General features: G+C 38.7%; 11 protein-coding genes. 4 read left to right on the plus strand and 7 right to left on the minus strand.

Annotated features, from left to right (window positions below):
• Window positions 1-183 precede the first annotated feature (183 nt).
• Entirely contained in the window at window positions 184-1,668 is a 1,485-nt protein-coding gene (locus CBM24_RS12465) for a hypothetical protein (protein WP_088161476.1), read from the minus strand.
• Window positions 1,669-1,706: 38 nt separating this feature from the next.
• Window positions 1,707-1,895 carry a hypothetical protein gene (locus CBM24_RS12470; protein WP_075992531.1) on the minus strand — a complete coding sequence of 63 codons (189 nt, stop codon included), beginning with the start codon at window positions 1,893-1,895 and terminating at the stop codon, window positions 1,707-1,709.
• A gap of 306 nt (window positions 1,896-2,201) precedes the next feature.
• Here CBM24_RS12470 and CBM24_RS12475 point away from each other — a divergent pair, with 306 nt between their 5' ends.
• Both CBM24_RS12475 and CBM24_RS12480 read left to right on the plus strand, forming a co-directional pair.
• Window positions 2,202-2,828 carry a response regulator transcription factor gene (locus tag CBM24_RS12475; protein WP_158638910.1) on the plus strand — a complete coding sequence of 209 codons (627 nt, stop codon included), beginning with the start codon at window positions 2,202-2,204 and terminating at the stop codon, window positions 2,826-2,828.
• A 733-nt stretch (window positions 2,829-3,561) separates the two neighbouring features.
• A complete protein-coding gene (locus CBM24_RS12480) occupies window positions 3,562-3,969 on the plus strand; it encodes a putative quinol monooxygenase (RefSeq protein ID WP_088163541.1) in 408 nt (135 codons plus the stop codon).
• A 108-nt stretch (window positions 3,970-4,077) separates the two neighbouring features.
• Here CBM24_RS12480 and CBM24_RS12485 read toward each other — a convergent pair whose 3' ends face one another.
• The 3 genes from CBM24_RS12485 to CBM24_RS12495 all read right to left on the minus strand — a co-directional run bounded on the left by CBM24_RS12485 (window position 4,078) and on the right by CBM24_RS12495 (window position 8,634).
• Complete coding sequence (locus CBM24_RS12485; protein ID WP_088161478.1) at window positions 4,078-5,598, minus strand: glycoside hydrolase; 1,521 nt, start codon at window positions 5,596-5,598, stop codon at window positions 4,078-4,080.
• Window positions 5,599-5,881: 283 nt separating this feature from the next.
• Window positions 5,882-7,030, minus strand: a complete 1,149-nt coding sequence (locus tag CBM24_RS12490; protein ID WP_157698446.1) for a serine hydrolase domain-containing protein — start codon at window positions 7,028-7,030, stop codon at window positions 5,882-5,884.
• A 251-nt stretch (window positions 7,031-7,281) separates the two neighbouring features.
• Window positions 7,282-8,634 carry a DUF3472 domain-containing protein gene (locus tag CBM24_RS12495; protein ID WP_088161480.1) on the minus strand — a complete coding sequence of 451 codons (1,353 nt, stop codon included), beginning with the start codon at window positions 8,632-8,634 and terminating at the stop codon, window positions 7,282-7,284.
• Window positions 8,635-9,046: 412 nt separating this feature from the next.
• Between CBM24_RS12495 and CBM24_RS12500 the strand changes: the two genes are divergently transcribed.
• Together CBM24_RS12500 and CBM24_RS12505 are read left to right on the plus strand one after the other, a co-directional pair.
• A complete protein-coding gene (locus tag CBM24_RS12500) occupies window positions 9,047-9,811 on the plus strand; it encodes a hypothetical protein (RefSeq protein WP_088161481.1) in 765 nt (254 codons plus the stop codon).
• Window positions 9,812-9,942: 131 nt separating this feature from the next.
• Window positions 9,943-10,671 (plus strand): CPBP family intramembrane glutamic endopeptidase, encoded by a 729-nt coding sequence (locus tag CBM24_RS12505; RefSeq protein WP_198386109.1) that lies wholly within the window; start codon window positions 9,943-9,945, stop codon window positions 10,669-10,671.
• A 121-nt stretch (window positions 10,672-10,792) separates the two neighbouring features.
• On the opposite strand, the gene CBM24_RS12510 is transcribed toward CBM24_RS12505, so the two are convergent.
• Both CBM24_RS12510 and CBM24_RS12515 read right to left on the minus strand, forming a co-directional pair.
• Window positions 10,793-11,209, minus strand: a complete 417-nt coding sequence (locus CBM24_RS12510) for a DUF4440 domain-containing protein (protein WP_088161482.1) — start codon at window positions 11,207-11,209, stop codon at window positions 10,793-10,795.
• Between the two features lie 76 nt (window positions 11,210-11,285).
• Window positions 11,286-11,858 (minus strand): Crp/Fnr family transcriptional regulator, encoded by a 573-nt coding sequence (locus tag CBM24_RS12515; RefSeq protein WP_088161483.1) that lies wholly within the window; start codon window positions 11,856-11,858, stop codon window positions 11,286-11,288.

The following is an 11,858-nucleotide window of genomic DNA, read 5'->3' on the forward strand; positions in this document are numbered from 1 at the left end:
CCCTTAGGCCGTTCTATATATAGCGGATTGAATGCTAAGATGATTTGATTGTTGAGACGACCAGAAGTTAGGATGGAATAATTTGATAAGGTTCCGATGATATAAAGAAAACGATGGAGCAAGAGGAGGTCAATTGATCCCGTCTTGTTCCATCGTTTTCTTTATATGATTAAAAACGATCGTTTATTTGCTTTTTACACAACGTATACCGACTTGATTATTTTGATGTATGTCTACGATTGAAACACCAGTCGCTGTTAATATTAATGCTGGCTTAGCGTTACCTTGAACTGTTGAACTTGCCCAATAAACACCTAAAGCACCTGTAGGAATGTTGTTATTTCCCGAAGAAGAACGAACAAAATCGTTGTCTGGTAGGAACATATAATTGTCTTTATTTGTGGTTGGTACAGTAGATGTCCCGAGGAACCAACCTGTTTGACCATTATAACTACCTCTAGCGATACCCATATTGATCAATGACTGATATTCCGTTTGTGTAGCTGTTCGCCACCCAGTGCCTAAAGCGCCTTCACAGTATGTTGCAGATCCATTTCCTCCATAAACACTTCCCTTTATATATTGAGCGGATGCAATTGTGATGGGTGCGGTGCCCATCAAGTTAGCCGAACTCCAATAGTAATTTGAGTTTGGTACGTCGATTGCCCCCTTGGGCACCAAGCGAAGCTTTAAACTATATTTTACACCTTTTTGTAAGCTTAAATTCGATAAATCTATTGTTCCTGAGCGGACGCCATTTTGTGTGGAGTTTAGGGATACTGTTCCAAAATTTACTTTACCAACCGTCGTTCCTTCTGTAATAATCAGCGCTGCATTGCTCGTCCATGCGAGACCTGTACCACTAAAAGTGACATTACGTGCCGTCGATGAACCACCTTGGGTGAAAAGCCCGTCAGCCAATTTAACCGAAGCCGTTCCATAATTAGGGGAGATTGTACTACTAGTCATGGCGGTGATAGTGCCAACTACATTGGCGGAAGTACTTTCTAGCGTAGCCTGTACCTGTGTAAATAGGTGACTTAAGATAAGATCTACGGCCAGTGTTTGGTTAGCGATTACAGTAACCGGTAACTTTTTCCATAAGATGTCGGTATCTGCGCCAGTTACGTTAAATGTAATGTTCGCCAACGCTTGATTAAAATTGATCGAAGGAAAAGTTTGACCATTTGCAACGGCGATAGCAACGAACGTGTAAGACCCTGCAGGAAGCGATAGATTCCAATTTGTACCGCTAGTCGAATAAGTTAATACCCCTGTATCTTTAACATAATTTCCCGTTGCATTGTAAACTGCAATAGCATATTTTGCTCCGCTACCTAGTGAGACGGGGGCTGTTGCCATTTTAAGCCCTGTTGATGCACGCAATACGTTGGATGAAGTAGCGGGCTCCGGTGTCAAAGTGGCCAGTACCGAAAGTTCACTATTAAATGGAACAATGACCTCCTGGGTGTTCGAGAGTGTGTTATTTAAACTTTTGTTGTTCGATAATTTTAATTGGGGCTCCGTATCTTCATCAGCAAAGGAGGTTCCACTCATTTTTACGCTCACATTCCCTTCTGTCTCGACAGCCGTGTTGCTTTCATTTTTGCTACATGACGTGGAAAATATAATGAGGAGGGTGAGCAATTGAATAAATTGATTTTTCATTTTTCTTTTTTTTGGTTAATTGATCGTCAATGGGGAGACTACCACCATCCGTCACTTTTGCTTTGAGTCTGTGATTCCTCGTTGTCCCAGGTCTGCTTTACATCTCCGGAAGTGTGCGCATTTGAACCTGCCGCAATACCATTTTCTAATAAAACGACAGTCATTTGAATCTGAGGTACCTGGTAGGGCAGTTTGCCAGTTGCAGATTTAAAAAGTTTCTTGTTCATAACAATGTATTTTATAAGTTGAAATATTTTATAGTTCTTTCGCTAGCCTAATGGCTTATTTCGTGGGCTAGTGAATTAGTCTAAGATGATATGGCATGCTTAAATTCTGTTGTAAAAGACGCGCTTTATTGCCTTACTTGGTAACTTCTAAGCGGTATATAGCATGTTTATGCTATATTTCAAGTTGGATATAACAGGAATATGCGAGGTTTGTAGCTGAATACCTACACACTTGTAAAACAGATTATTATGATTGTTTTAAATAATTATATTTGTCTTACTAGGTTAATTAAACCAGCCATATTTATGAAGACCACTAGCCATGCTGTTATCTTAGATGACCAGAAAATAGTTGCTTTTTCCTTCGCACTCTTGTTGAAGCGTGAATGTGGAATTGAATTGGTCCAATCTTTTAGCCAAGGATCTGAATTCCTTCAGTTTTTACGTGCTTTTGGAAAGCAGGAACTGTTTATTTTTTTGGATTACTATCTTCCAAATGAAAATGGACTTTCGTTGTTGACCGAGATCAGGCGTATAAATGGAGACGCAAAGGTTATTTTTTTGACGGGAGCAACAGCTCCTGCCGTGATATCGAGTATTCTTCAATACCGTCCAGAAGCTGTGTTAAGTAAATCTTGTGAATTAAGTGAAGTATTTGCCTGCTTTGAGGCCATAAAGAAAAAAGAACTATATATATGTAGTGAATTTGAGCGTATTTTATCTACATATGATAAAAAAATTAAAACATTTACACCGAGAGAGATCGAAGTATTACAATACTTTTCGGAGGGCTATAGCGTCGCTGAAACCGCTTCAAGAACCTTTTTGAGTCCACATACAGTTGTTACACATCGTAGGAAAATGATGGCAAAAGCTGAGTGTCAAACCATAGGACAAATGCTTAAATATGCCCGTGAGCATAATCTAATTTAAAACTATAGTGATGGGGAAACAGCATAATGCATCCTTAGCGATTGCTATTGATAAAAGCGCACTAATATCGTGCGCTTGTTGGAATGGATGATACGAAGAGGGGAGGATTTTGCAATTACTTCTTTTTTGATCTTCATGAGATTACTGTCAAATTCCTCTAGTTGTCTCTTTACTTCGCGTTGCTCGTCCGTATTTAATGGGTTTTCCCCTCGAACTTACCATTGTTGAAGCCATAACTGGGACCGACAATGCGCCAGTCTAAATAGATATTTTGTCCAAGCTTCCATTGGTTAGCAACAGCCACACCTCCGTTAAAAGCATTTAAGACGCCCGATATGGGTACTTCGCTGTGATAATTTGATTCGTCGACGGTAATCTTTGTGTGTACACTGTAATTGACGTATTTGAAAAAGGGTGTGACATAGAGACCAAAGATTTAATTCGATAAGATTTGATTTTTCTTGCGCTTTTAATCCAGCGATCGTACATATCCCAAGTTTAAGCACCGCAAGGTAGCGCAATTTCATTGCAGTTTTTCCAAAATTCAGGTAGCAAAGACATTGGATTATATGATTTAAGAGAAATCTAAGACATCGATATTTTGACCTAAATCCGTAAAACTGGTAGATATTTCAGTAATATATATATTGGTGTTATCATCCCGTATAACGAAATTTGTGAAGGGCTTTGATTGGAAAAAATGATCAGGCCCAAAACTTTTAAACTTAATCACATGAAATCATTATTGTCTTTGCCCTTAACGCTAATCATACTTTTCTTATGCGGGGATATTGTTCGTGGACAAGATAAGGAGTCTATGGTACGTATTTCTGAAATTGAGGTTTATGTTGAATACCTCGAAGAATACAAGACCATTTTAAAAGAAGAGGCTGCTGCATCTGTCGCGCTCGAAGAAGGTGTTGTTGCGATTTTTCCAATGTTCAAAAAAGATAATCCGACACAGATACGTATCTTGGAAATCTATCGGGACAAGCAAGCTTACCTTGCCCATTTGAAAACAGCACACTTTTTAAAGTATAAGTCTACTACGCTCCATATGGTGAAATTATTGAAGCTCATTGATATGGACGTATTAGATCCAAATACAGCAAAACTTATGTTTACAAAAATGAAAGAATAGGTGCGGAGCTAAATGGGGATTTGACGATCAGTAACATGTAGGATTTAGCGCATATCGGGTTTTAAATTATGTACTGAGGGAGCGCACTCCCTCAGTACAATTAATAAATTAAAGTTTGTTGCCTTCTAAAGTGCTTATACTTTTAGCAGGTATTGTTAAAGAATAGACCCCTGAGCTATTCGGATTTACGGTGCCAACGTTCTCCCAATGGCCCGAACTGCTTGCGGTTGTTTGGTAATTATTCAATGCGCCGCTTGCAAAACCTGTAAGGTTGATATCCAATGGAACTGCTACGGTTCCCGTGTTGGTGACAACTAAGACAAACTTACCTGTTTGTGGATCTTTGTAAGCCGAAATCAATAAGCCATTTCCATTTTGAACCCCTACATTGATTCGCATATAACCTGCTTTGATGAATCTGGAATAATGTCCCATCACATCGTACGTTTTTGGAAATTCCAATGAACCATCACTCTTTGTACAAATAAGCGCCTCATTATTTTGAAATGCCAGCATACCTAGCCAAAACACATAAGCATTGGCGTTACAATCCGCAAGAAGCTTATGCATATTAACCGCCAGTTTCAAGCCTCCTTCAATACCATTGTCATAATTGCCGCCATCATCGGAAGCTTCTGTCACCCACATTGGTTTACCTCCAATACTAAAATTCCACATGGAAGGACTCTGGTTAAACCCACGTTGACCAGTGATGATGCCACTTATCTCTACATAGCCATGCCCGGCGAGGATGTCGACTTTGCTTCTGTCCATGCCCGAAAGGAAATTATCGGCAGTTCCCCAGGCCGCATTCTCAGAAGATATGATCTTGGTGGATTGAAGACCCGCACTGTTTAATTCGGGACGGAGGTTGTTGGTAATAAACTGCCCCAGATGTGAAGAGTCCCAATAAGAAGCATCCCAGTCTGAAAAGACATTTTCAGGCTCATTTGAAGGAGAAATAGCATTGATTGTAATCCCCTCGTTCTGAAACGATTTTACAAATCCCGTCAGATAGCGAGCAAAAGCTGTTGAAGAAGTATTAAAATTAAGTCCATTAAACCATTTCGCGGAAATACTGCTCGTATTGGTCTTCATGTATAATGGCGGAGTCCAAGTACTTGCCATAACGAAGGGAACTTCATAGCGTTCTTTCGCTTTCTTGATGATCCAGACCTGCCCAAGTTGTTCTTTTTCGTCTGCTGTCAAATTCTGATATGTTGCGCTATTGGGATCCACGTCAATCGAAACTCCTGTCGGTTTAATGGTGACGACCTTGGTCTGTTGGTTAAAAGGGTAGGTATGAAGTACCTTACCACGAAGGATATTCAATTTCAACCCACTGCCTCCCCATAAATAATCCAGGATACTATCTCTTTTTGCGGATTCAAAGAATGGAACAATCCGACCTCCGAATGCTCCAAATCCATCAATCTTTTGATAGGTTTGATCCCAATTCAATGTTGCAATTGTAGCTCCTGCTTGCGCGGATACTGCAGCTTTTTTGTTAAGTTGTGCCTCTTGACTCTCAAGAGTCAATGAATTTTTTTGGCAACTAAAAATAGAAAATGTGGAAACTACGGCCAAAACAGTATAAAGTCTGCTCCAGCGACTGGTTAATTTTAACATAACTTAGTTTTTAAGATTTGTGAATGAATCATTAATTTAATTGTGCCTGGTTTTCTAGGCGGTTCTCATCGTCGTTGTTTTGTTTGCCTCCTTTCTTTGGTTAAAAAAATAAACATTCACCGATTTCCACATTGGTTAGTTTCCGAAAATTAATAATATTTTGGGAGAATTTATTATTACTTCTATTATTTTAATTTTATTTTTTATTGATTTAAAAATTAATACATATTTTTTTAATGATGACTTAATTTTACCCCTTCTTTTCAGCCGAAGATGAAGCTTGTCATTGATTATGCATTAAAAACTGATGTCTGATGGTATTTTCAAGTTTACCCACCATGTGTTGATCAACTGTATCGTTGACAATAATGATGATGCCATAATCGTCTGTAGGATACAGCATACATAAGGTATTGTAGCCTATTTTAGTATTCCCATCGTGATAGAAATAGCGGGCACCACGTTCATCACGATTGATCATCCAACCTAGCCCCATACCAAATCCATCGTCTTTTCCATAAGTCAGTTGATGTGTTAGAAGAAGGGCTTTATCGTTTAATTTGAGATTGGCTTCGATGTAGGTCAACATATCATTGATCGTTGAATTCATTGTAGGACCAAAGTAAAATCCCCTCAAATTGGCAAATGGAACAGGCTGTCCTTTATTATCATGGCCCCGCACAATGTCGTTTTTTTGCAACTCATTCAAGTAGGGGACTGTATGGTACATACCAAGATGTCCCTTCAGATATGCGCTGATAAGATGTTCATAGGAATTCCTATAGCTATTTTCCAACAGCGCAATAAGTACCATTACAGCCATGCTATTGTAACTGAATTTTGTACCTGGAATACTGTCCAGCTTGACTTTCCTCAGGTCGTCAAATAGGTTATCACGACTATAATTTCCAAGGTAGTCTACCTGTTCTGGAATAGCGAGCCCCTTTAAACTATCGACAACTTTTTTAGAAAGTAATCTGAAAGTCTTTGGAAGTGCTGAAGTATGATTTGCAAGATGCTTAACAAGGATTCCATGGCAGTTGTATTGCAAATTGGGAAAGTTTCCGGGCAAGTATTTACGGATATCATCATCGAGGTTGATTTTCTTCTCAATGACCGCTTGTGCAAGTAAAGCGGCTACAAACGTTTTCGCTACCGATCCAATGTTGTAATAGTTATTGGCGTTTGGTAACTTTTCTTTACTGTAGTAGTAGGTTGTTTTGGACCCTTTATTGTAGATTCCAATAGACACGCTAAACGTGTTGTTGTTGGAAAGATAATCGACAACACAACGGTTTACAATCGTATCAAGTTGAGTTTTTAGTTTATGGTCCTTTTTGATGGGTTCAAGATACTGTCCTTTTGATGGAAGGCTATTGATGAGCAACAAGGTGCTCAAAAGGATTGATAAGGGGTTGGATAGTAAATTCATAAACAGGTTTATCATTCTTGAAGTTTGAATTTATTGTCGTTAGTTGGAAAGGCCTTCAGGTTACCTACAAACCCGAGGCGGGGGATCAGCTATTTATAATGGATCAGCAATTATAATAAAGTATTACTGAAAGCTACGAATTGTTAATTTAAATACGACAAAGTTGAGTTTAAAAGGGACGACACTTCTTAATGAGGTATTGTCCCTTTTATTGGATGTAAATTCAGAATAATTTATTGTAAATATGCTTGTTATGGTAGCGTTGTTAAATTTATTGAAGGCGCTGTGCCAGAACCTGGTTGTGTGAACTTCGTTCCGGGATTTACGACGGTATTGAAAAAACCGCCATTTTTCAGGAAGAAGCTATTTCCGGCTATTCCGCCAATTGCGTCTATACGCTGGTTGTTTGAATAGGTCGCATCGACTGTAAAGGTACTTTCCACAACTTTCAGCCAAGTTCCAGTAGCTGTACGAACCCATTGATTACTATATTCTGCAGAACGGCCAAGGAAGCCATTGTCGGCATTGAAATTTTCGAGGAAGCTATGAAAGCCCGTTAAATAGGTATTTGTTTTGGGACGTTTCCAGCTTGCAATGAGTATCCAATTATTGGTCGAAGGATCATTAAACCATGCCGTAAAATCAGTACTTCCATTGTTATCAGGTTCTCCCTTTAATAAAAATTTATAGGTAGTGGCGGCAGTCCAGTTATACTTGAGGTAGCTTTGTCCACCAGAACCTTCGCCACCAAACTCACCTGTTGTCGTATTTGTCCCTTTTCTATTTAATGTGATGCGATCCTCTGCTGGTATTTGGGACGGGTTATCGGTGCTATATGGACTCCAAACAGAAAATAGTATTCTGCGCTCTGTCGCTGAATTGACCTGCATACCGAAATATCCTTGGCCGAACCCATTTGCCATAAAGTAAGAACCTATTTTATCTTCTCCGGCAGGCACTTTCACCTCGCTATAATAATAGGATACTTGCTGATTTGTTGGAATGGTATAACTCAAATGGCAGGATGGGCCCCGTCGCGACCAATAGTAAGTATTATCAACATTATTGTCACTATAAATCACAGTGCCATTTGTTGCCGAACTATCTAAAATCAAGTGCGATACATCTGCAAAATAACCACCTGACTTGGTCACACCTTGAAGATCCATTTTTATGTATCCCGCTGTATTTAGCGAATAGGTACCAACCGTGTAATCCTGTAATGTTCCACCCTTAAGTTTGATTTGTTTGCTTACACCGTTGATTGTTAACTTCACCGTACTACTATCGCCTGAAGGTAGCACTTTAGCCCTTATTTTAACACGTAAAGCGCCCGCTTGGGGGACCTTAGCATAGGTACTGATCACGCTATTGGCATTGGTCCAGTTTGCCAATCCATTGCTATTGATGACTTCTACTGCACCGGAAGGTGCCGAAGTAACAAAAGCATTGCCACCTAAGGGAACTTCGTATCCGCTTACACCAGGGGATGCGGCCCGTAGCGATAATTTCTCTTCTAAATTTGTTTGTACCTCGCTTTTTTGGCAAGAAAGAAAGCTTGCCAATACTGTACAGAGCAGTAGCGTAATTTTGGAATATCTCATAATTTAAATTTAATTGTTCACCCTAATTTTATAAATACAATTAAATTAAACGAAAACTATACAATGCAATCGTTTGTGTGAATTGCTTTTGTAACAAAAGAGATACTTTAAGTAATGGTCATTATCCATTTAATGAATTGTCGTTAGGTAAACATTGCAATGCGCAATAGTTTAAATCGTCCCCAATGGTTGGTTTCAAAGAAATGGGCCGTAAAAGGAATTCGTGAAAACGGATAATTAGGTCGTTGAGTTGAAGTAAAGTAGCATAAGCCAAACTATGCTTGATTTATAAATTATATTTTTATAAATTCATTATGGAAGATTAACCATTTATTTTTCGCTTAAGCGAGAGCAATCATTATTGTTATGAACTTGCCGTAATAACATATTGAAATTTATAAAAATTAAGCCAATGTCCGAAAATAATTTTGCTGAACTTTATAAAACTTGGCCCACAGATCAGTTGCTGTCTGTGGTAGATAATCCCGATCACTATGAGCCTTCGGCCCTTGAAGCTGCCGAGATTGAATTAAAAAGTCGACAGTTGACCACCGAGGAGTTGACAGCAGCAAGATATGTGCTTAACCAGCGAGAAGCGGAAAAAGAGACTAATATTGATACGATAAAAGCCAAAGACCAATGGACTATTACCGGTAGATTTGATACGCCCAGGGTACAAGTGGTCAAAAGAAGTATCGTGCGGATCTCATTTTTTACAGGTATCCTCATTGTGTTTAAAGGCTATAATCTTTTTCCTGCACTGTTATATCCGATCAAATATTTCAAAGAGCTACCGGATAACTACACATTATTGTCCTTTTTCAATGTAATGGTTTTAATAGTAGGTTTCCTTTTGTTTTGGTTGTTGAAAAGAACTGGATGGATACTGCTCACACTCTTTTTTGCAAGTTCCTCATCCATGGTTGTTTCTACCTTGATGTACATGCTCTTTCAAAGCAGAAGGGAGGCCAAAATTTTAGTGGAGTTCAATCCAATTCTACAGCCATATCCTTTGGAGATGTATATCTTACCAATTTTGCTCTATGGTTTTTTGACCTGGATTTTGTGCACAAAAAAAATACGTGAATGCTATTTCATTAGTAAAACAGCGATGTTTTGGACACTTGCAGTTGGTATATTGTTGATTCCATGCCTTTCTTTTTGGCTAATGCTTTAATGCCGATTAATTTTTACTTTTGAAGGCAAACCTGCTTTTATCGTTTTTTTGTAAGTTCGCGACTTCCAATTTTGTAGTCGTTATTTAACAAAGAACAGTTGCTGTAGGGACAATAGACTAATAAATAGTGTATGAAGATTATTGAAAGCATAAAAAAGACGAACTGGTTGCGTATCGCATTATTTTACGGATTGCTGATGTTGGGAACTTTTGCTATACGGAAGCTTCCTAATATTTTCCAGATGGCTATGAAAGATGTTTTCAGTTTTCCATTGCCTTGGAATATGAATCACGGATTGATTATTCTGATTATCTCGGCATTTTTTTATGCTTTGTCAAAAGTCGTTTCCACCGTTACACTTTTTGGCCCTAATAAAACAAAGTCACTGTTGTTTCCATTCCTTTTATTCGCAGGATATGGTATTTATGGATTTAATAATAATTACGGTGTCGATGAGCACGTTTGGGCACTGTTGTTCTGCCTGTTTACATTGCTGTATGATATCATGGAGGAATTTACTTGGCGGGGCTATTTGAATGATAGTCTAGGTGAAATAAAATGGCCCATTAAAAGTGTGATAACGGGAATATTTTGGGCGATTTGGCATCTTTTAATTTTTGATAATTTTAGCCAATTTGGTGGTTTTGCCGGATTTGTGCTTTTGTGTATTGTCTTTTCATTTGTATTGACTTTCTCCACCATAAGAACCAATTCAATTATAGCTCCAGCGACTTTACACGCACTGTTGGGGAAGACAAATTTAGTCACCCTGTTATTATTTATACTGTTTATTATTTTATTACTCTTTTGGAATAAGAAATTCAAGGGATCAACCAGCGATGCCGAACTCAAATCGTAGGAAATCGCTGGAGGACCATTGCTGCACACAGCCGATCAATTTTGAGTATCTGACCATAAGGAACAGCGGGCACAAACCATAGCGATCTATAAATAAGCTGCTGCTCCCTAGGTTATTTAGACTATTCGGACAGGGTATCGGCATGTCGATGCATAAGCTTCCAGGCACCTTGCTCTTTTCTGAAGATTTCGGTGATTCTGAGATTGAAAATCACCACGGTATCTTGTCCTTTTACGTTGACGGACGAACGTTGTATACCCGTCCAATAGGCTAGCGTATCACTTGCATCTTGATGGATCACTTCAAATTTGTTTTGTGCACCCGGAAGGAAATTGGAAGCTCCTTTTTGGTTAAAATCATTGACCTGTAATACCCCAGAAATATATATTCCATTGGGCGGAAAAATTGTGGCAGGCTCATTTGAGACAGAAATATCTTTTAGGGAATCAAAATGACCCTCCACAAAATCTGTTGAGGCTTTTAAACGGATAGCCATAAATTTTTCGAAATCCAAGAGTGCATTATTGGCTGTTTTCATATCTTTTATCTTTGTTTAATTGATACAAAGTTCCCAAAATGAAATTATTCTAACCTGTGACAATCGTCACATAATGTCAGGTGTTTAATCTTCTCCGACGAATCCGGCTTAAGGTTTCTCGAGCTACTCCCAAAAAAGAAGCCAATTGAGAAAGTGGTACACGTTGTAAAATTTCTGGATATTTGTTTTCTAGATATGACAGACGTACGGCAGCCGAATAGAGTTTAAATAGATTGGCAAACTCTTCCTGGCGTGAAACAAACTGCCTGATACAATGTCGTCCCAACCGTTCTATTTCTATAACCTGTGCAGCAAGTTCAAATAGTGTCGACTTATCAAAAATAATGGTCCTTAAGTCCTCACAGGCAACGATGTTAAATTCGGATTTTTGCCCACTGCCAAAACTTTGAATATTGGTAGCGATATCGTTTTCAAAGAAAAATCCTGTGTTTTTGACAGTTCCATCAATAACATAATAACTTCTACAATAGCCTTTGTCGATAAAAAAGAGCGAATTGCAAACTTTACCCTGTTCCAGCAGTAAATCATTTTTTTTGAAGTTACGCAATGTCAATGCTGGCTGCAGCAAGTGCCAGCTATCCGTCGAAAAGTCAACCAGTGCGTGAATGTAATTGCGAAGATTGTCCAC

The sequence above is a fragment of the Sphingobacterium sp. G1-14 genome (assembly GCF_002196555.1).
In the GTDB taxonomy this organism is placed as follows: domain Bacteria; phylum Bacteroidota; class Bacteroidia; order Sphingobacteriales; family Sphingobacteriaceae; genus Sphingobacterium; species Sphingobacterium siyangense.

What these genes read in the sequence shown, in the direction of transcription:
- CBM24_RS12505 (WP_198386109.1), top strand. Translation starts at nt 9,943, where the DNA reads ATGAAGATTATTGAAAGCATAAAAAAGACGAACTGGTTGCGTATCGCA.
- CBM24_RS12465 (WP_088161476.1), bottom strand. Translation starts at nt 1,668, where the DNA reads ATGAAAAATCAATTTATTCAATTGCTCACCCTCCTCATTATATTTTCC.
- CBM24_RS12495 (WP_088161480.1), bottom strand. Translation starts at nt 8,634, where the DNA reads ATGAGATATTCCAAAATTACGCTACTGCTCTGTACAGTATTGGCAAGC.
- CBM24_RS12490 (WP_157698446.1), bottom strand. Translation starts at nt 7,030, where the DNA reads ATGAATTTACTATCCAACCCCTTATCAATCCTTTTGAGCACCTTGTTG.
- CBM24_RS12480 (WP_088163541.1), top strand. Translation starts at nt 3,562, where the DNA reads ATGAAATCATTATTGTCTTTGCCCTTAACGCTAATCATACTTTTCTTA.
- CBM24_RS12510 (WP_088161482.1), bottom strand. Translation starts at nt 11,209, where the DNA reads ATGAAAACAGCCAATAATGCACTCTTGGATTTCGAAAAATTTATGGCT.
- CBM24_RS12470 (WP_075992531.1), bottom strand. Translation starts at nt 1,895, where the DNA reads ATGAACAAGAAACTTTTTAAATCTGCAACTGGCAAACTGCCCTACCAG.
- CBM24_RS12485 (WP_088161478.1), bottom strand. Translation starts at nt 5,598, where the DNA reads ATGTTAAAATTAACCAGTCGCTGGAGCAGACTTTATACTGTTTTGGCC.
- CBM24_RS12475 (WP_158638910.1), top strand. Translation starts at nt 2,202, where the DNA reads ATGAAGACCACTAGCCATGCTGTTATCTTAGATGACCAGAAAATAGTT.
- CBM24_RS12500 (WP_088161481.1), top strand. Translation starts at nt 9,047, where the DNA reads ATGTCCGAAAATAATTTTGCTGAACTTTATAAAACTTGGCCCACAGAT.